Here is an 18,857-nt window from a genome sequence, read left to right as displayed (position 1 = left end):
TCATGACCGATACGATGTCAGTGCCAAACGGGTGGGTGTGTCTGTACCCACAAGTCAGCAGTGTGACCGAAGATAGTAGTTTGACCAAAGACAGCAGTGTGATTGAAGATAACAGGACAACCAGCCAAACGGTAACCATGTCTCTAGATAATCGCGGGCTGGCATACGCTGATGGCTTCTTTACTACCATGGGCGTTATTGATGGGTTGATACTATGGTCAGATTATCATTATCAGCGGCTTGTCTCTCATGCTGAAGCCTTGCAGCTAAACATAAATAGCGAAGAGCTATTAGCAGTACTGCAGCTGTATGCCCAGCAGTTAGAGCAAGGTATGCTCAAGCTAGTGGTCACTCGCGCTGCGCAGAATGTACGCGGTTATGGCTATGCACCTAATGCAAATGGTAGCGACTGTGAAATATGGCTAAAGGCTACGGCAATGCGAGTTTCTACTGCGCTGCAACTGTCCTTGCCTAATGGAAACTTAGTACCTATCCAACCTAATGCTTCGGCAATATGTTTGTCTTCTCAGATTGCTTGCTTACCGCCATCGCTGGCAGGTCTCAAGAGTCTTAATCGTTTAGACAATGTCCTCGCTAGTGGTGAGCTACAGCGGATAAAAGCTGAGCCATTGGCATCAAAGCTTGCTTCAACACTTGGTGAAGGTTTGCTGCGCGATATGAGTGGGCAGTGGGTTGAGGGTACGATGAGTAATGTATTCTATCAATTGGCAGAAGAGTCGCTATCGGAATCCAAAACTGCCTCTAGTATTCATAAAGATAATGAAAACTACCTAACCACCGGTCAGTGGTACACGCCTTCCATGGATCAATCGGGTGTCACTGGCGTCATGCGTCAGGTAATTATAGATGCGCTATCCACGACGCAATATCCAGTCATAATCAGGTCGCTACAAGATGATGATTTGCCTAAGTTAACGCAGCTTTTCTTTTGCAATGCACTGCGCGGTATCATGCCAATGAGCAGTCTGACGTTATTGTCAGGTGATGTTGTGGATTTTGAATCTGCCTAGCTGTTATTGAAAGATATTGAATTGGGTATCAATAAAATCATCTGGATATAAAACCACTTGCTCATTTCTATACATCTCTTGCGCTTTCAAAAGGGCACTTTGCTCATCTTCTGCGACAACATCCACGATAGTGCTTAATGTTTCGACAATTTCAACTTGAAAGGTTTGTGCTGCCTTTTTATCTTTTATTATTATATTCACACTCGATTCTCATATATCACTTCAGTCATTTATAGCAAGTAGATTAGCAAAAGTCCTCAAAAGAAGTGATCGTCTTTTGTTACGCAGACTTGTGTCATAAAGCAAATCGATCAATGCTGCTTATCTAATAAGGAGATAAGCCAATGTACGAAGTTTATGAAGATGAAAGTATCCCGCTACAAATCCGTAGTTTGATGGTTTTTGATGAAATCTGTAAATTAGCGAAGAAAGAACCTGATGAAATTATTCATTTATCAAAATTTACTCAGTTATCACTCGGAGTTATGTATCTAAAGGATTTCAAGAAATTTATAGCCTTTGGTGGTGTGTTTGAGTATGCACAAACACCTGAAGAAGTTATTGAGCAACGTATTCGCATTTTTCCTAACGACGAGCCAGTAAAGTGTGCGCTGACTGTTAATCTAAAGCAGTTTACTCGCCCAGCTAGTACACCTATACAATTAGTGTGGTATTGGAATAAATATGTAAAGAATAGAATGCATGCTTATGTTGACTATCGTGAAGAAGTTTTTTTTCGGATAAATGATGAAATCGATTCGGATTATCCACCGCATAAGTTTCATGACCGTCTAGTTGCGACAGCTCGTCTGCCACTATGGGATGATAGAGATGAGTTAATTGCAGATGTATACCGTGACAATCAAGGCGAACCTAGACCTGAACGTTATAATGAAAGGCGTCTGTTATAATTCGAAATAATTACTATGTTATACGAAACTCATAATTAAGTTACTACTTATAGTTATAGCTGCTAATAAATTTTAGCGGCTGTAATATTATGATCTTGATACTGTGTTTATATGACGTATCAGCCTTCTTACATAAATCATCACTAGCCTTTGTGGCTCCGTCAATTGAAGTTAATGTACTGGTACTTTCGCAAGAAGTCTATTGAGTGATGCATATCTCCAATAACGTTCTTCATAATTGATCGTCTTTTGTTAATGAGTATTGCGTACTGATGTTAATCGATCAATGATTGCATTCTATCCAATACTATCTAACAGGGGATAATAAATGCGAACTACCTATGAAGATCAACGAATTCCACTACAAGTTCGTAGATTGATGATATTTAATAAAGTTTGCGGTGCAGCGAAAAGAGACCCTGATGAAATAATTCACTTACCTTGTTATTCACAGATAGCATTTAGTATTGTTTATTCTAAGAAAGATAAAAAATACACAGTATTTGGGAGTGTGTTTAAGTATGCGCATACCCGTCAAGAAGTCATTGAACAAGGTTTAGATAAACAGTTTCATGAAGATACTGTGATGTGTGCAATCACAACCGAAAGACAAGCTTTTACTAAAGCTTCTCGCACTCCGTTAGGGCTGCTAATGAGCTGGAATAAACAGGTAAAAAATCGAGCTTATACCTGTCTCGATGGCAATGTGAAACACTTTTTCAAAGTAAATGATGAGCTAGAGCTAGATTACCCTCCTCATAAGTTTTACGGTCGTTTGGTTGCTGCCAAAGGTTTACCATTATGGAATGATAAGTGTTCTTAGTATAATTTTCGATAGTGACCACGGCTTACAAATTCAATGATGCCTTTATCTCGTAATATTTGTAATTGTTGGCGGATTTTATCTTTTACGTGGTTGTTTTCAGGATGTTTGAGCTGCAACTCGTCAGCAAAAGCATAAACTTGATTGAGAGAAAAACTGACATCGAGACGGTCGATACATTGCCAGACATCGAGTGTCCAACCGCGTGAAGCCATAGATTGCTTGCGTAAAAACAAAGTCTTTTGGAACTGTTGGGTGACATTTTCACGCGGTATAACTTGTTGGTCTTTGACCAAAAATACTTTGCCCGATTCGGGTACGTGGCGTAAGTCAATATTGCAACCAACCCAACCTGCTCGTTTGGCATTCACTGATAAGGGTTTACGCTTAACAATAATATCGGGCGTAAAGAAATGCTTGGGAATAATTAGAAAATTATTAACGGTGTATTCTTTTGAGTAGGTCAAAAAGAAAAAGCTGGGATTATCCTTACTATTGATACGCTCAATCATCGTCTTATAAGCGCCATCATTGACAACATTGCTTAACTTGGCTTTTTTACTTTTTAGCTCATATTGCTCATTACAATTTTCGCAATAAAAATCAGCGACAGGTTTGTTATTAGCAAACTCAGCTAGCGATTGGGCGCTACAATTGGTGCAGTAACTATTTTCTTTTACCCATGCTTCGCTGAGTACACGAACTTTTTGAGGTTCAGAGTGATAGTTTTTAGCAAGACTTTGGTTAAAATGTATGTTCATAAGATATTTTTATTATTAATAGATAAGCTGAGAATACTGAAAAAAACACCTAAGTATTAAGCCATATAAACGGCTATCAATAGCAAGATAATTCATAAGCTAAGCAAATACCATTGAAAATCGCACGGTTCAGTGCTAAATTCTAGCAAACATCTGCCTCGCGAGTTGCCATGAGCAAGCCTACACCCAATATACCATCTGAACGTCCCAATGAGTCGCCGTCAAACAAACAAGATGGCACAGTCGAGGAGCGTGTAGATACTACGCTGCCGGACGCGCAACCAGTGGTAGATGAGGTGGAAGACACATCAGCAACGCCAGCAACCAACGTCTCGCTTATCAGTGGTAACAGTAAACCGCGTCAATATAAAGTCAATAACCCATCGTTTTTTATGCAACGTGGCTATCAAGTGCTGCTAGTGTTGGGGCTTATTGCTGCATTTTTCTTAGTCATGGTTTATCAGACGTTGTTTGGTCGTATCGAGCAGCCGCAGCAAATGGTCACGATTGAACCAGGTCAGACGTATTATGGTCTATTACCGCAGTGGCAGCAGCAGATTCCGCTGTTTTCGGCAGGCGTGGCCAAGCTATATATTAAGTCACAAGTCGATGCGCCGTTGCATGCTGGTACGTATCAACTACCCGAAAACCCGACTATCGCTGAGGCGCTACAAATACTAGGTCAAGGCGCAAAAGCGGCTATGGTCAAGGTACAGATTATCGAAGGTAAGACATCTAAAGACCTTTATCAAGTGCTGCGTGATAATGATAAAATTGAAAAAGAAGTACTGACTGTAGATAGTGATAATGCGAGTATTGCCCAAGCACTAGATTTGACGGGTGTATTGCCAGACAGCGTTGTTAATAGTAGTGACCCGATTGTTAACTACAATCTTGAAGGTTGGTTCGCGCCTGATACTTATTATTATGGCGAAGGGACCAGCGATAAAAAAGTATTGACTGACTTGTATAAGCGTCAGCAGCAGGTACTGACTGATGCGTGGGAGAATCGTGCACCGAATCTGCCTTATAAGAGTCCATATGAAGCGCTAGTCATGGCGTCTATTATCGAAAAAGAGACCAGCGTTGCTGATGAACGTCCTTTAGTCTCTGCCGTATTTAGAAACCGCTTGAATAAAAACATGCGTATGCAGACGGACCCGACTATTATCTATGGTATGGGTAGTCGTTATGATGGCAATATCCGCCGCAAAGACATCAACGAAAAAACGTCTTACAACACCTACCAAATTGATGGCTTACCGCCAACGCCAATTGCGCTACCATCAGCGGCCTCTATCGAAGCGACCTTACATCCTGCTGATAGTGAAGCGTTGTATTTTGTGGCAACGGGCAATGGCGGGCACAAATTTACCAATAGCTTGGCTGAGCATAATCAAGCGGTAAAAGACTATCTCAGTGTCATGCGTGAGAAAAAATCTCAAACGCCGCCGCAGTAATATTCCTTCTTAATCTTCTTAAAAAACTTATCATTTATTGAGTGCTACAAAGTAGAGGTAGCGCTCATCAATGACATAAGGTCATATCATGTCAGTATCTATGCACACCAGCGCAACACCATCACATACCAACACACAATCATCGAATCTACCTGAATCAAGTGCTTCAAATACAGAAACGGCACCTACGTTAGGCCGCTTTATTAGTTTTGAAGGGACTGAAGGCGTGGGCAAAACCACCGCGATTGAACAGCTGTGTTTGCGGTTAGAAGCTAATGGCATTTCGTATCTGCGTACTCGTGAACCGGGTGGTAGCCCATTTGCCGAGCAATTGCGTGATATATTATTAGATCCAGCGACTGATATCGAAGACGATACCGAGCTGCTGCTATTGTTTGCGGCGCGCTGTGATCACATGCAGCAAGTCATTTTACCAGCGCTCCAAAATGGTACTTGGGTAATATGTGATAGGTTTACCGACTCTACTATCGCGTATCAGGGCTTTGGGCGTGCGTATGGCGACGAGTTGGTACGTGGTAAAATCGATATGCTTATCAAACAATTTGTGACGCAGCTTCCTGAGCTAACATTATGGCTAGATTTGCCAGTAGCAGAGGGCATGAAACGTGCCAACAAGCGCAGTGCGGCAGATCGTTTTGAGCAACAGGCTACCGAGTTTTTTACTTGGGTGCATACTGGTTTTAGTCAGCTTGCGAGCGAGTATCCTGAGCGCATACAGCGTATTGATGCATCGGGCAGTACGGATGAAGTGAGTACGCGTATATGGCAGACGGTTATGGACAGATTCGATATCAAATAATTAAATTTTGCCAAGTAGATTTATAAGGCAGTTAGATGTATCGATAGCCAGTCAGTCAGGCAGGCAGTCAGTCAGTTAGTTAGCACCAACAAAAAGCCCCAGCATATTGCTGGGGCTTTTTGTTAAGGTAAATATTTTATCTTTAAATCAATAAAGCAGATAACTATGCACGTTATTTGTCATCTATTTTATCTACTTTTATACCCTCAGTAGTAGCGATAGAGGCGTCGTTATCTTGAGCAGAGTCAGGTAGACGGTTTGGGTCAAGCGCGCCTTTTTTGTTTTTAGGGGCACTACCATTGCCATTACTGTTCGTAGAGGTTTTGGCCTTCGAAGTCGCTGTCGAATTTGCAGACATGACGCCTTTATTATCTCCATTAGTAGCAGACGTTTTTGGCTCTTCTACTGGCTCACTTTTCTCTACGGTAGTGCTAGAAGGTGACTTAGTCTCGGTGTTACTGCTTTGGGTGGCTGATGACTGATTAGCAGTGTTTTGCTCATCATTTTTGTCACTATCTACCAAAGACTCTGGCGCTGCTGTCTGGCTATCGTCAGGGTTAGGTTCCTGCTCTTTACGCTTTTCAGGGGCTTTTGAGTTAGATTCAAAGTTAGCATCAGCTGCCATACGAGCCTGCTCTTGCTTAGGCGTTACATCGACTGGCTTCGGCTGTACTTCATCGTCTACCACTAGCGATATGAGCTTACGGTCACGAGGGACAGTACCGTCAAACTTATCAGTGATAACGTGCAGTTTGCCTTCTTTGTCTACCGTATATAGCGGTACGAACTGCTTATTATCCGCTTTATACTGCTCAAAGCTATAGCTATCCGTAATATTGGTAATCTTAATTCGAGCTTTTTTGGACAGCATACTGGCAAGCTTGGTATAGGTCACATCTTTGCCAAACAACCACTGTGAGTGGAAGTTCGATTGCTTATCATCACGCTCGCTTTTGACTTTTTCGTCACTGAATTTAAGACGATATAGCTTACGCTCACCAAATTCATGACGATAATGAATCTCGGACAACGTGTTCATTTCTTTGTCCATACTCATCGCAAACAAGCGACCAATACCGATCAGATCCAGATGATGATCTGCGTGATCAGAGATAGGGTTGCCAAAGTAAGTACGTAGACCGCTCATGCGTGCGCGTGCAATATTAGTGTAGTTATTGTGCGCAACGATGACGTCAAAACCTTGGTCTTTGAGAGAGGTAGCAATCAATAGCGTAATTGGGTTTGAGCCAACGATAAGGATACCGTTGGTCTCAGGCTCACGTACGCCTAGTAGATTACCGACGACCTTTGCACCCAGGCCCTGAATCATGACCGTACCGATAATGACCATAAATACCAGAGGTACAAGTAGCTCTACGCCTTGAATATCATACTCTTGCAAACGAATCGCAAACAGGGATGAGATAGCAGCAGCGACGATACCACGTGGCCCAATCCAGCTAATCATCAGCTTTTCATTGGTCTTAAGGTTCGAGCCGATAGCCGATGCCCAGACCGATAGTGGACGTGCCACAAACATCACGATAGCGAGCAGCACTAGCCCTGCAAAACCAACGCTGAGCAAACTTGCCAACTCTACACGCGCCGCCAGAATAATGAACAGCACTGAAATCAGCAAAATGGTCAACGACTCATTGAACTCTAAAATCGTCTCACGGGGGAATTTTGGCCAGTTCGCCAATGCCACGCCCAGTACTGTGACGGTCAATAGACCTGACTCATGCTCTAGGTGATTCGATATCGAAAATAAGACCAGTACAAATGCTAGAGTAAACACATTACGCAAAAACTCAGGAATCATATGACGGCGCATAAGGAAGGCAAGTAGCCAAGCGCCCGCCATACCCATTGCAGTTGCCAATACAACAATCTTAGCAAACAGTAGAATACTACTGGCTTCGCCGCCTGAGATAATGTACTCATAGACCAATACCACAGCGATAGCGCCGATTGGGTCAATGATAATACCTTCCCACTTCAAGATGTTGGAAATAGTTTTGTTGGGGCGCACACTACGCAGCAGCGGCATAATGACCGTTGGACCAGTCACACAGACCAGCGCACCAAAGAGTAGAGCAATCAATGGATCGACATCGAATAGTAGATAAGTCGATAGGGCCACGATAGCAATGGTAATCAGTACACCGACTGATACCAGCATCTGTACCACGGTACCATGCTGCTTAATCTCATCGAACTCTAGCGTTAACGATCCTTCAAATAGGATAATCGCTACGCCCAAAGAGATGAAAGGAAACATCAGCTCGCCCAACACCAAGTCTGGGTCAAATACACCCAGCACTGGGCCGACGATAATACCAATCAGTAATAAAAATAAAATGGATGGTTGCTTTAAATACCAAGCCAACCATTGGGCGGCAATGCCAATCCCAACCACGCCGGATAGCAAAAGGGCGGTATCCATAAATTAATCCTTTTATAATCTTGTCATATTTTATATCTACCGATAGCTGTTATAAGATAGTCGCTACCGTTTATTTAACATTAAGTTGTTATCCGTTTTTATTGTAGCTAGACCATCGCACTGATAGACCTCATGAATCACAACATAAGCTAGATATGATATAACTACTATAAAGTAGCAAAGACAAAAGCGCTTCTAGATAAATCACAATACGCTAGAAATGCAAAAGATGGAAAACAAGAGTGATGATAGCCAGTTCATAAGCCTGCAATAAACAGCCCTATATACAAGCTAACTTTTGTTTGTTTAGTAAAATATTTGGTTTGACATCATACCATGATTTTATTTCGAGCTGATGTAAGCCGTACCTGCTAAAAAGCTATCTCACGGCCACGAAAGTATACGAAGCCCGTATGAAATAACGCTGTCTTGGGGTATCCTGCACTATGCAAAAGGCATCAGCACAATACTTCAAGTTTTTATTTATCATACAGTAGCTGCGTGGGTCATGCACGTCACGCATAGGATAATAGTGTTGGCGTCATAAAATGTCATATACTGAACGTTGAGAGTATTTATTTTTATAAGACGCTATTAATCATGTTCTACACTATTAACCATCTTCTAAAGACCGGCACTCTATAAATATTCAAGTAATGAGTAGTGATAAAAATAAGCGTAAATTAATTGCTAAATAGTTATGACAATAAGTTCGAATAAAAGTGCTGCGCCACATAAATAGACAAGATAAAAGAATATAATTTCACCAAATAGTAACGAATAGGGGCATACCGCTTGGTGTAGTCGCTATCGCTAACAATCATAACGTGGCTGTTAATAACAGCGATTACTCATATGGAGGACACAAAATGCCTATCAATATGTTCAAAGGACAGACCACTGCCAATATGCAGCGCTGGTTACAACGTAGTGCGCTGGCACTCGCTGTTAGTACCGCTACGTTCGCTAGTATCAATGTCACGACGATAAACAATGCTCAGGCTGCAGTCACTACGGCTGATTTCTCTGGTTTGGTGCAACAAGTCACGCCAGCAGTAGCACGCGTCAATGTCACCAAAACGATTAGTGAGGCCGAGCTCGCTAAGGCTCAGACTGCTGAAGTATTGCGTCAGTTCTTTGGTGATCGTCTACGTATCCCTGATCGAGTCGCGACGCCAGCGATTGAACATGCTTATGGTACGGCCTTTTTTATTACCTCCAATGGATATATGCTGACCAATCATCATGTCATAGCAGGTGCTGACAAAATCACTGTGACACTCAATGATAGAACTGAGCTTGATGCAACTTTGGTTGGTAGTGACGAGCGCTCAGATGTGGCCGTGCTAAAAGTTGAGGGCAGTCAATTTCCAGCCTTGCCTATCGGCGACTCAAGTGGTCTAAAAGTAGGGGAGCCAGTATTAGCAATCGGTTCGCCATTTGGTTTTGACTACTCAGCCTCTGCTGGTATTGTCAGTGCCAAGTCGCGTAGCTTCTCGCGTGAAACGAGCGTGCCATTTATCCAAACCGATGTGGCATTAAACCCGGGTAACTCTGGCGGGCCACTATTTAACCAGCGCGGCGAAGTGATTGGAATCAATTCGCGTATTTTTAGCGGTACTGGCGGTTATATGGGACTGTCATTCTCTATTCCTATTGACGCTGCCATGGACATTTATGAGCAGCTAAAAAATGATGGTGAAGTGGCGCGTGCATATCTAGGAATTTATCCACAAGATATCGATCGCAATCTGGCCGAGGCTTATAATTTAGAGCGCCCTCAAGGTGCCTTACTGACTCGTGTATCACCAGATTCACCAGCACAAAAATCAGGCCTAAAACCTGGTGACATCATCTTGCAATACAATGACGTACAAATCATGGAGGCATCAGACTTGCTGAACTTGCTCAACCGAGCGCGTCCAAGCGACCCATTCCGTGCACGGATTCAGCGCAACGGTAAGCAGATGGTGATTAACGGCAAGCTCGCTTACGCGCCCAATGATGTAAGAGCACAGAGCGGCGATGAGCAAAATGATGATGTACAGTTGGGCTTGCGTTTACGTGATTTGACGGCAGATGAACAGGCAGAAATCGCTGTAGATAATAAAACCGGTATATTGGTTACCACAGTGGATCCTACTGGATTGGCGGCGCGCTCAGGTATTCTAGCAGGCGATGTCATCACTAACTTTCATCAAAAGCCGATTAAAACAGTGGCAGACTTTTCAGGTGCTATCTCATCTCTTCCTAAAAAAGGCGTGGTCACTATAGAAGTTATACGCCAAGGCATTCCTGCTATTATTGGTCTACGTATTGAGTAGGTGTCATGATTAAAGCGTGACTGTTAATGTGGCTAATAATATAACTCAGGTTACGATGCAGAGTATAAAGGCAGCGCGCACGTCAATAATTGTGCTTGTCTATCATGGAGGTCGACCTCTATAATGTTTGGTTTTTTATCAAACAGCTAAGAGTAAGACCTCAACAGCAATCCATTCGTTAAGTGAATTATTGATCAATCAATAGGCTCTAAGGTGGGCCGAGTCGCTTAGTCGGCTCGTACCATTATGCAACCGCTAGGTAATTATGACTGACCCCGCTCTACATACGCTTATTACAACGACGTCAGCAGCATTGCTAGCGTACATTGCACTGTGGTCAGGGCTACAAACGTTTAATGCCAATCCTACCAAGCGCTTTATACGTATTTGGGTGAAGCTTGCATTATATTATGCCGCCTATACGATGCCTGTTTGGGCGATATTGCTTATCATGGTTTGGTCACAGGACCTGATGCCGATGTTAGCGCAGCTATCACTATCTGCCGTACTTATGGCAATATTGATGATGGGCTTGTACTTTTATACTGTCATTGTACAACCCAACCGCTTACGATTAGAGCATCATTCTATTGACTTAGATTTGTCTACACCGCTCAAGGTCGCCGTATTGGCAGATTTGCGTATAGGGATATACGGTGGTAAGCCGCGTCATATTCGCAAGCTGGTCTCTACTATCAATGCTTTGTCAGCAGATGCCGTACTGATTACTGGGGACTGGCTATACTACCCAAGTGCAGATTTAGTGGGTCAGTTAATGCTGTTCAAGGGGGTAAATAAACCTGTTTATACAGTCATGAGTACCTCGGACTTGCGTTATCAGTCTATGAATACGACCAAGCAAGGTCAGCCATTATTAGAAGATACATTGGCTAGTACTTTTGATGTACTCGATATTAACTATATCGGTCAGCAATGTACGTCGCTGCCACTCAAATATGCAAGAGCAACAAATAAGCAGTCAGTCGTTAACCAGTCTACTCATCAAACTAATAATCAAAATATTGTTGATCAAGAAAATTCAAATACAAATTCATTAGTAGCGGTGCTTTGCGGCTGGCAAGATGTGTCCAAGCAATCTACAGATATTGAAACGTCAGAGGCGACTGATAAAGCAATGCTTGGATCGGAGATTGCCAATGCCACCAGTCCAGTGATTATCTTGGAATCACAATTTGATAGTATCAGTGATCTGCCAAAGTCTTTACAGCCACGCCTTTTGTTGATAACCGGTGCTGCAAAGGCTATTCAAAAAAATATCCTGCTTGCTCAAAAACAGAACGATATTCGACGCAGTAGTGAGCAGTCAGCATTGCTATATAACAGTCGCATGGGTAAGCAGCGCGGCCTATATCAACATGCAAGTGCACAGATATTTGTTAGTAGCGGCATCGGTACGAGAGGGTTGCCTTTTCGATTCTATCGACCTACTATCGATGTGTTGACGATTCGTTAATATTACCTAAGAGACTTATCAGCGCACGTTGATTACGCTAAACTGCTCCTTTAATGATGTAAGTATTCATCTACAAGGTTTTAGGCCAAGTTCTATAAATTTAAGCGAAAAATAATACCCATTTTTTGGTACTAAAATTATGTGCTGACTGCCAATTGATTGATAGCGGTCAAATCAAAATATGCTACACTAACGAGCACTCTTATTATTATATTTCTGTCGGCTAGTAGGTACGCCTATTACTCTTGGTAAATTGCCATCACGATACTGATATCGTAGATATAATAATCTATGATACAAACGCTATTATAGTAAGTAGAGACGCAGCATTAACATCAAGTAAGTTACGCCATCAGCGTTTATCAACGCACACAAAGCAATGGCCACTTGCAAACGACCTATCATGTGACAGCTTTAATAAAAGCTAGGATAATACAGTAAGGCACGGTTATGAGCACAGCATACGACGAGATCAAAACCCGACTACAAGGCTCAATGGTAGCCTTGGTAACGCCCATGCACCCTGACGGTAAGGTCGATTATAAACGTCTCGCAGATCTCATAGATTGGCAGATCGAGCAGGGCACACACTGCCTTGTGGCTGTTGGTACTACTGGCGAATCAGCGACCCTATCTATGCAAGAGCATAGCGATGTTATTCGCTATTTCGTTCAGCATGTCAAAGGTCGTGTACCGGTCATCGCGGGTACTGGTGCCAACAACACGATGGAAGCCATCAAGCTGACTCAGGATGCTGCCGATGCAGGTGCAGACTGCGCGTTGCTAGTCGCTCCTTACTACAATAAGCCACCACAAGAAGGCTTATTCCAGCATTATCAAGCCATTGCTAAAGCCGTAAATATACCGCAAATGCTGTATAACGTGCCTGGACGTACAGTGGTTGATATCGCTCAAGACACGGTCGAGCGTTTGTGTGACATCGATAATATCGTTGCTATCAAAGATGCGACAGGATCTGTCGGTCGCGGTGAGCAATTGATAAAAGCCGTTGGTGACAGAATGGTTGTGTTATCTGGTGATGATGGCACTGCGCTTGATCTAATGAAAGTAGGTGGCAAAGGTAATATCTCAGTCACTGCTAACGTAGCACCAAAAGCCATGAGTGAGACTTTTTCTGCGGGTTTACGTGGTGATTTTGAAGCGGCTGGTAAAATCCATGACGTGGTCAAACATTTGCACCGTGACCTATTCATCGAATCAAGCCCTATCCCAGCGAAGTACGCCTTGCATAAAATGGGCATTATCGATAAAGGTATCCGTCTGCCATTGGTTTGGCTCGCCGAGCAGCATCATGCGACTATTGATGAAGCATTGGTTCGAGCAAACATACGATAAATTGATATTTAGCCAATTAATATTCGGTGATTTAAGACTTGCTGCACATTAGATGAGTGCCATTCGAGCTAGCAGTAAGTCAACTTATCACGATAAGTCAATCGCATACATGAGCAATAACTGCTAACTCAGAGAGACAACATGATGACAGTATCATCAAAGACAGTATCATCAAAGACGACAAAACTACTTCCAGCAATGCTGACCTTGGTTTTGGGTAGCACTTTGGTATTAAGCGGCTGTCAAGCGACCAAAAACCTGCTTGGTAAACGTGATAACGGCAGCTTAGATTATCAACAAAGCAAAAAGCTTGCACCGATAGAGCTGCCGGCTGCTCAAGAAACAGCGCCTTTCGTGCCTTTATACCCAACGCCGAATGTGGGCGCGAACACGCTTAAACTACAGAATGAGTCAGGTAATCAGTATCAGCTGCCAAAGCCTCAGCGTGCTGTTAGTAGCCCTTCAAACTAATTTATTTCTTCATTTGTACCGCCGATTTTTATGATTATTGATTAAAATAAGATCGATATTGTAATAAGAGTCAGCGGTCGCTGCGCGTTTTTACCACATAAGCTTGAACGAACAGGAACTCCATAATGCAAAAGCAACAACTGCTGTATAAAGGCAAAGCCAAATCTGTCTATGAAACAGAAGACAATGATCTTCTGATTTTACACTTCCGTGATGATACCTCAGCGCTTGATGGTAAGCGTATCGAACAATTGGCACGTAAAGGCGTGGTGAATAACCGCTTTAATGCTTTTATCATGCAAAAATTATCTGATGCTGGCATCGAGACGCATTTTGAAAAGCAATTGTCTGACGACGAAGTATTGGTCAAGCGTTTGGATATGATTCCTGTAGAGTGCGTGGTGCGCAACTTTGCCGCTGGTAGTTTGGTACGTCGTTTAGGCTTAGAAGAAGGGCAGGCATTGACGCCGCCAACGTATGAGCTTTTTTATAAAGACGATGCGCTAGGTGATCCGATGGTCAATGAGTCGCTCTCTGTTTCTCTTGGCTGGGCGACCAAAGAACAATTGGCTAAGATGGAAGAGCTAACTTATCAAGTCAACGATGTACTCAAAGCATTGTTTGATGCGGGTGATTTAATCCTAGTTGATTTTAAACTAGAGTTTGGCGTATTCCATGACCGTATCGTGTTGGGTGATGAGTTCTCACCAGATGGCTGCCGTATCTGGGATAAGAACACTAAGAAAAAGCTCGATAAAGACCGTTTCCGTCAGTCATTAGGTGATGTGATTGAAGCTTATGAAGAGGTCGCTGACCGTATCGGTGTGCCATTAAAATAAGCATTCGATAGGTAGTATAAAATAAAAAAAACTGAGCCATGTGCTCAGTTTTTTTATGGCATTATATTTATGATGGTACACTAGTGAGTACTCGAATCTTTGGCTGTGGGCTAAGGGTATCAAAGTTTTAACTCAATAAGATAGGCGCGGTGTACTTCATAGTGTACTTACTATGCACAATAGAGAAGCAGTTATGTCTAATACTAAAGCAGTATGGTTATGCAACTATAACAACTTTGATGTGACAGAGACCTATGGTATCAAAGCGACGCTGCCAGAGGTTTTTGATGCTGTGCAATTTTACAAATTAGAGAAGAAGAAAAAATCTAATGTAATAGAGAAAGGTGAAGAGCAGAAATACTATAACATCAACGAGATGGATCTGGTCTTTTGCAAAAGGTGGTCTAAAGGTGAACATATTAATACTCACCATATGCCTAGCAAGGTATTTATCAAGCCAAATGAGAAACTACCTAAAGATGATGAACTAATGTTTAATATTATTGGGGGGTATTTATTATTCAATCAACAGTGCTATGACATTATTAGTCAGTTCACGCTAGGCGCTACGCATTTTAGCCAAATCTATATCTATGACATTGAGACAGAGGAACTAAAATCGCAAACGCCTTATTATTTTATCAATATCGCAGAGACGCGTGACTATCTCAATGTTGAAGAAAGCAAGGGTATTGACGCTGATTCTTGTGGTCCAAAACTACCCACGCATTCTATATGGGAACCAACCGATGATGATATTCAACTGAATACTACTGCACAAGAGTGTGAGGTAGACGTATGGCATGACCCTGTTTTACGAAAATCTTTATTTTTCTCGGACGAGTTGGTCAGCGCCTTATTAGCCTCAGGGATCAAGCGCCAAGCGCTCGCTTTGATTCGTTGCGTCGTCAAATAATTAGTTTATAGATTGATACCCAATGATATTAACCATCAAAAGACACTGTTATTGGTGAACTACTTATAGCGGACTCATTTCAAAATAAGTTTTTTATCATCAAATAGTACCTTTGAGGTATACCCCAACAGAACCAGTTATCTCACCCTTCAAATTTATGAACAGACCACTTAAAACAGTCCGCTATAATAGAACCCCTCATAACAGACTATAATTCCTATCCATTTATCAACCAGTATCACCCTTTCAGCCATAGGCTTATCATTTAACTCGTATAAAAAATCAAACATAGCGTCAACACTGTCCTCGATACCTTGTCTTACTTTTATGCTAATTTGTTAGTACTTACTCATATCAATTAAACCATAAAAATAAGAAAAGGTTTCGCTAATGTCTACTGCCTCATCAACTGTTTTAGAGCCTGACTGGTTCACTCGTCCGACCTGTGTGGTCGCTGCTGATCTGATTGGTAAAGTCTTATGTCGACAGCTAACTGATAGTGATGGACAGCAAAAAACGTTACGTATGCGTATCTCTGAGACCGAAGCCTATATTGGTCAAGATGATCCCGCTTGCCATTCACATGCAGGCACTCGAACGTCGCGCACAGAGATTATGTATGAGCAAGGCGGAGTGTTCTATGTCTATCTGACATACGGTGTGCATCATCTGTTAAATTTGATTAGCGGCTCTGTAGAGTCGCCTGAATCGGTATTGATACGCGCTGGGTTTTTAACTGATGATAGTGACCGTCTGATTGAAGAGCAACAACTCAGTCCAGATAAGCAGTTTACTCATTCTAAGCAGTTTGCAGGCCCTGGCAAATTGACCAAACGCTTGCAAATTGATCGCGATTTATATGGCAAATCTATTTCGCCATCATCAGACGTTTGGATAGAAGATGATGGCTGCCAGCCACCTGTATCACTACGCCCACGTATTGGTATTGATTATGCAGGTGATGCCAAAGACTGGCTACTACGTTATATATGGACTGATCACCCTTCTTTATCTAAGAACTAGCAAATTGAGACTCAAAACCATTCTATGAGGTAAGCCTATGTATAAGTTGACCGTTTTTATTCCTGATGCAGCGTTAGAACAAGTGAAATCTGCTCTGTTTACTGCTGATGCTGGAAAAATTGGACATTACGAGCAGTGCTGCTGGCAAGTACAAGGAAGCGGTCAGTTTATGCCATTGGCAGGTAGTACGCCGCACATCGGTGAGCATGATAGCTTAGAAATGGTCGATGAATGGCGAGTTGAAATGGTGGTTGATGAAGCATTTATCGATGCTACTATTGCCGCATTAAAAAAGTCGCACCCGTATGAGACACCAGCCTATGATGTGATAAAAGTCTTGGATTTTTAATTTTATAAAGCAAGAATCTCAGCTTATAAAGTATAAGATTTCTTATAAAAAAACCAAATAAGCCACTGAATGACTTATTTGGTTCCAAAGGTTAAAAGGCTTTAATTGCCTATAGAAAAAGGGTGTGAACGCCTCAAAAGTAATCAGTGTTTTTTGAGCCTAATCACGTTGTAGCTTGGATAGCCCAGCTCGATTTTATAATCGTCGCGACCACGTTCGGCTTTTACCTTAATTTTACGATCGCCTTTCTTATATTTGACATCTTTGACACGGTATCCCATGCTGCGGACTTTATTGGTGGCTCGCTGCTCGACAGCAGAATCGTAATTGTGTTTATCGTGTTTATCGTGTTTATCGTTTTTTTTGTGCTTGCCTTTGTGCTTTTTATGCTCGTGACTGTCTTTATAAACATCTTCGTAAATATCGTCATATATATTGTAGCCACCAGGCGTAGTGACACAGCCAGTGGTTGCCGCTAGTAAGGCTGCGACCATACCAACAGATGCCACAGTTTTGAATGTTGAAAATGATAAATTTTTCATAAGATTATCCTAATATGAATACGTTTTTAATATTTCGAGTAGGTGGCTAAAAAGATCAAAACAATCAGTTTTTCTCATTTGAAGACCACTAAATGTATAAATGCGCTGATGGGTGACGCGGCTTTATACAGTCTTCAATATCACCAGTTTTTATGGTGCTTACCGTTATGATGTTTGCCATTATTTTTGTTCTTATGTTTATTTTTTTTATAGCGACCATTGTTTTTTTGATGCTTTTGACATTCCCAATTATTGGACCAAGACTCCTTGCTTGAGCTGATAAGCCTTAGAGAGGGATAGGTATACTTAAGCTCGTAGGCTTGATTGTTCTTTTTAGCATAAGCCGTGATGGCACGATCACCGCGGTAGTTATCAGATTTAATATCCATGACCTGATAGCCTTTACGACGTAGGTCCTGTCTTAACTGCTGGCTGACATGATTAAAACTATTGTTTTGACGACTACGATCACCGTGATAGATGGATTGATTGTCATAGCCTGGACCTACCACTGCACAACCGACAGTCGTACCTAGTAATGCCACCACAAGACCAGCAGATACCATCGCCTTAAATGAGAATGGCTTTAGAATTTTCATAATGCAGTATCCTATAATGTTTTCAGAGAGATAGAAGGTTGGTGAACCTGATTTTATAGTGACCAACAGCAGGGCTTATTTTTCGATACTTTGGTATGACAACGTTAAAATAGCTTTAGACGGGTGAGTTTTTAGCGCTATATTTTTTGAAATATTTTCTTACATTATCTATGATAAAACACAAGACTTGATGTTAAGTGTCATTTGCGTTAATAAGTTGTAATGATTATGACAAGTAAAATAGGCTTTTGTAAGCATATGCTTACACGCAATGACGTTTACGCGACTTAACATGAGAGTCAGAATTAGGCATTATAGTCACACGGCATTAGGAAATGTGACTCAAGGATTGAGTTGACCGCATTAAGGATAATGATTCAATGACCAGCATCAGGATGATAATGGTCATTGAAGTAAGGACACATAACCTGTGCTGATAGCAGCAGTTAATACTGAAGCTGTAATGTAGTAAAAAGGGCAGGATGCCCAGTATCACAATATACTGAATATTTGTGCAAGGATGCATAGAAAGCAGTCGTGATAGGTAACATGGATAGTTAACAATAAAACCGCATAACAATTAATTGCTATGCGGTTTTATCGTGTCTGGATGATGCTAATTGATAGGGAGTTTCCTAAAAACTGTGTAACTGCTTATAATCCACTAACAGGAGAATAAGCAATGACTACTCAATCTGACATTAAAAAACTA

General features: G+C 41.9%; 18 protein-coding genes. 13 read left to right on the top strand and 5 right to left on the bottom strand.

Translation table 11 applies throughout. From position 1 onward, the window contains the following. The first annotated feature begins 2 nt into the window (after positions 1 to 2). Positions 3 to 1,031: an aminotransferase class IV gene (locus CXF61_RS10325; RefSeq protein ID WP_227526664.1), complete on the top strand. Its 1,029-nt coding sequence runs from the start codon at positions 3 to 5 to the stop codon at positions 1,029 to 1,031. A gap of 3 nt (positions 1,032 to 1,034) precedes the next feature. On the opposite strand, the gene CXF61_RS10320 is transcribed toward CXF61_RS10325, so the two are convergent. Next, positions 1,035 to 1,232 carry a DpnD/PcfM family protein gene (locus CXF61_RS10320; RefSeq protein ID WP_227526663.1) on the bottom strand — a complete coding sequence of 66 codons (198 nt, stop codon included), beginning with the start codon at positions 1,230 to 1,232 and terminating at the stop codon, positions 1,035 to 1,037. 143 nt (positions 1,233 to 1,375) lie between these two features. On the opposite strand from CXF61_RS10320, the gene CXF61_RS10315 reads away from it, so the two are divergent. Next, a complete protein-coding gene (locus tag CXF61_RS10315; RefSeq protein ID WP_165598149.1) occupies positions 1,376 to 1,942 on the top strand; it encodes a hypothetical protein in 567 nt (188 codons plus the stop codon). A 328-nt stretch (positions 1,943 to 2,270) separates the two neighbouring features. Continuing rightward, positions 2,271 to 2,765, top strand: coding sequence for a hypothetical protein (locus tag CXF61_RS10310; RefSeq protein WP_165598148.1), 495 nt, complete (start codon positions 2,271 to 2,273; stop codon positions 2,763 to 2,765). Here the strand turns inward: CXF61_RS10310 and CXF61_RS10305 are convergent. Then, complete coding sequence (locus CXF61_RS10305) at positions 2,762 to 3,526, bottom strand: DpnI domain-containing protein (RefSeq protein ID WP_165598147.1); 765 nt, start codon at positions 3,524 to 3,526, stop codon at positions 2,762 to 2,764. The genes CXF61_RS10310 and CXF61_RS10305 overlap by 4 nt on opposite strands. Positions 3,527 to 3,696: 170 nt before the next feature. Here CXF61_RS10305 and mltG point away from each other — a divergent pair, with 170 nt between their 5' ends. Beyond that, positions 3,697 to 4,986 carry an endolytic transglycosylase MltG gene (mltG, locus tag CXF61_RS10300; RefSeq protein WP_165598146.1) on the top strand — a complete coding sequence of 430 codons (1,290 nt, stop codon included), beginning with the start codon at positions 3,697 to 3,699 and terminating at the stop codon, positions 4,984 to 4,986. A gap of 100 nt (positions 4,987 to 5,086) precedes the next feature. After that, positions 5,087 to 5,806: a dTMP kinase gene (gene tmk / locus CXF61_RS10295; RefSeq protein ID WP_165598160.1), complete on the top strand. Its 720-nt coding sequence runs from the start codon at positions 5,087 to 5,089 to the stop codon at positions 5,804 to 5,806. Between the two features lie 172 nt (positions 5,807 to 5,978). Here the strand turns inward: tmk and CXF61_RS10290 are convergent, their stop codons facing one another. Continuing rightward, positions 5,979 to 8,252 (bottom strand): cation:proton antiporter, encoded by a 2,274-nt coding sequence (locus CXF61_RS10290; protein ID WP_165598145.1) that lies wholly within the window; start codon positions 8,250 to 8,252, stop codon positions 5,979 to 5,981. An 869-nt stretch (positions 8,253 to 9,121) separates the two neighbouring features. Here CXF61_RS10290 and CXF61_RS10285 point away from each other — a divergent pair. The 8 genes from CXF61_RS10285 (at position 9,122) to CXF61_RS10250 (ending at position 17,004) form a co-directional block, all read left to right on the top strand. Beyond that, positions 9,122 to 10,576: a Do family serine endopeptidase gene (locus CXF61_RS10285; RefSeq protein ID WP_165598144.1), complete on the top strand. Its 1,455-nt coding sequence runs from the start codon at positions 9,122 to 9,124 to the stop codon at positions 10,574 to 10,576. 265 nt (positions 10,577 to 10,841) lie between these two features. Beyond that, a complete protein-coding gene (locus CXF61_RS10280; RefSeq protein ID WP_165598143.1) occupies positions 10,842 to 12,050 on the top strand; it encodes a hypothetical protein in 1,209 nt (402 codons plus the stop codon). A 450-nt stretch (positions 12,051 to 12,500) separates the two neighbouring features. Further along, positions 12,501 to 13,406, top strand: a complete 906-nt coding sequence (gene dapA / locus CXF61_RS10275) for a 4-hydroxy-tetrahydrodipicolinate synthase (protein WP_165598142.1) — start codon at positions 12,501 to 12,503, stop codon at positions 13,404 to 13,406. 141 nt (positions 13,407 to 13,547) lie between these two features. After that, complete coding sequence (locus tag CXF61_RS10270) at positions 13,548 to 13,877, top strand: hypothetical protein (protein ID WP_227526661.1); 330 nt, start codon at positions 13,548 to 13,550, stop codon at positions 13,875 to 13,877. A 125-nt stretch (positions 13,878 to 14,002) separates the two neighbouring features. After that, on the top strand, positions 14,003 to 14,716 hold the full coding sequence (purC, locus tag CXF61_RS10265) for a phosphoribosylaminoimidazolesuccinocarboxamide synthase (RefSeq protein WP_057757995.1): 714 nt from the start codon (positions 14,003 to 14,005) through the stop codon (positions 14,714 to 14,716). A 193-nt stretch (positions 14,717 to 14,909) separates the two neighbouring features. Next, complete coding sequence (locus tag CXF61_RS10260; protein WP_165598140.1) at positions 14,910 to 15,632, top strand: hypothetical protein; 723 nt, start codon at positions 14,910 to 14,912, stop codon at positions 15,630 to 15,632. Between the two features lie 390 nt (positions 15,633 to 16,022). Next, positions 16,023 to 16,655 carry a DNA-3-methyladenine glycosylase gene (locus tag CXF61_RS10255; RefSeq protein WP_165598139.1) on the top strand — a complete coding sequence of 211 codons (633 nt, stop codon included), beginning with the start codon at positions 16,023 to 16,025 and terminating at the stop codon, positions 16,653 to 16,655. A 37-nt stretch (positions 16,656 to 16,692) separates the two neighbouring features. Continuing rightward, entirely contained in the window at positions 16,693 to 17,004 is a 312-nt protein-coding gene (locus CXF61_RS10250; protein WP_165598138.1) for a YqfO family protein, read from the top strand. Positions 17,005 to 17,147: 143 nt separating this feature from the next. Here CXF61_RS10250 and CXF61_RS10245 read toward each other — a convergent pair whose 3' ends face one another. Both CXF61_RS10245 and CXF61_RS10240 read right to left on the bottom strand, forming a co-directional pair. Then, positions 17,148 to 17,546 (bottom strand): hypothetical protein, encoded by a 399-nt coding sequence (locus CXF61_RS10245; protein WP_165598137.1) that lies wholly within the window; start codon positions 17,544 to 17,546, stop codon positions 17,148 to 17,150. A gap of 140 nt (positions 17,547 to 17,686) precedes the next feature. Next, positions 17,687 to 18,145, bottom strand: a complete 459-nt coding sequence (locus CXF61_RS10240; protein WP_165598136.1) for a hypothetical protein — start codon at positions 18,143 to 18,145, stop codon at positions 17,687 to 17,689. Positions 18,146 to 18,857 lie beyond the last annotated feature (712 nt).

Source organism: Psychrobacter sp. 4Dc (assembly GCF_002836715.1).
GTDB lineage: Bacteria > Pseudomonadota > Gammaproteobacteria > Pseudomonadales > Moraxellaceae > Psychrobacter.
Note: the sequence above shows the minus strand (reverse complement) of the source record. Positions and strands in the feature narration are given on the sequence as shown.

Bases quoted from the DNA above. Each gene is read 5' to 3' on its own strand.
- CXF61_RS10325 (WP_227526664.1), top strand. From the start codon at position 3: ATGACCGATACGATGTCAGTGCCAAACGGGTGGGTGTGTCTGTACCCA.
- CXF61_RS10315 (WP_165598149.1), top strand. From the start codon at position 1,376: ATGTACGAAGTTTATGAAGATGAAAGTATCCCGCTACAAATCCGTAGT.
- CXF61_RS10310 (WP_165598148.1), top strand. From the start codon at position 2,271: ATGCGAACTACCTATGAAGATCAACGAATTCCACTACAAGTTCGTAGA.
- CXF61_RS10305 (WP_165598147.1), bottom strand. From the start codon at position 3,526: ATGAACATACATTTTAACCAAAGTCTTGCTAAAAACTATCACTCTGAA.
- mltG (WP_165598146.1), top strand. From the start codon at position 3,697: ATGAGCAAGCCTACACCCAATATACCATCTGAACGTCCCAATGAGTCG.
- tmk (WP_165598160.1), top strand. From the start codon at position 5,087: ATGCACACCAGCGCAACACCATCACATACCAACACACAATCATCGAAT.
- CXF61_RS10290 (WP_165598145.1), bottom strand. From the start codon at position 8,252: ATGGATACCGCCCTTTTGCTATCCGGCGTGGTTGGGATTGGCATTGCC.
- CXF61_RS10285 (WP_165598144.1), top strand. From the start codon at position 9,122: ATGCCTATCAATATGTTCAAAGGACAGACCACTGCCAATATGCAGCGC.
- CXF61_RS10280 (WP_165598143.1), top strand. From the start codon at position 10,842: ATGACTGACCCCGCTCTACATACGCTTATTACAACGACGTCAGCAGCA.
- dapA (WP_165598142.1), top strand. From the start codon at position 12,501: ATGAGCACAGCATACGACGAGATCAAAACCCGACTACAAGGCTCAATG.
- CXF61_RS10270 (WP_227526661.1), top strand. From the start codon at position 13,548: ATGATGACAGTATCATCAAAGACAGTATCATCAAAGACGACAAAACTA.
- purC (WP_057757995.1), top strand. From the start codon at position 14,003: ATGCAAAAGCAACAACTGCTGTATAAAGGCAAAGCCAAATCTGTCTAT.
- CXF61_RS10260 (WP_165598140.1), top strand. From the start codon at position 14,910: ATGTCTAATACTAAAGCAGTATGGTTATGCAACTATAACAACTTTGAT.
- CXF61_RS10255 (WP_165598139.1), top strand. From the start codon at position 16,023: ATGTCTACTGCCTCATCAACTGTTTTAGAGCCTGACTGGTTCACTCGT.
- CXF61_RS10250 (WP_165598138.1), top strand. From the start codon at position 16,693: ATGTATAAGTTGACCGTTTTTATTCCTGATGCAGCGTTAGAACAAGTG.
- CXF61_RS10245 (WP_165598137.1), bottom strand. From the start codon at position 17,546: ATGAAAAATTTATCATTTTCAACATTCAAAACTGTGGCATCTGTTGGT.
- CXF61_RS10240 (WP_165598136.1), bottom strand. From the start codon at position 18,145: ATGAAAATTCTAAAGCCATTCTCATTTAAGGCGATGGTATCTGCTGGT.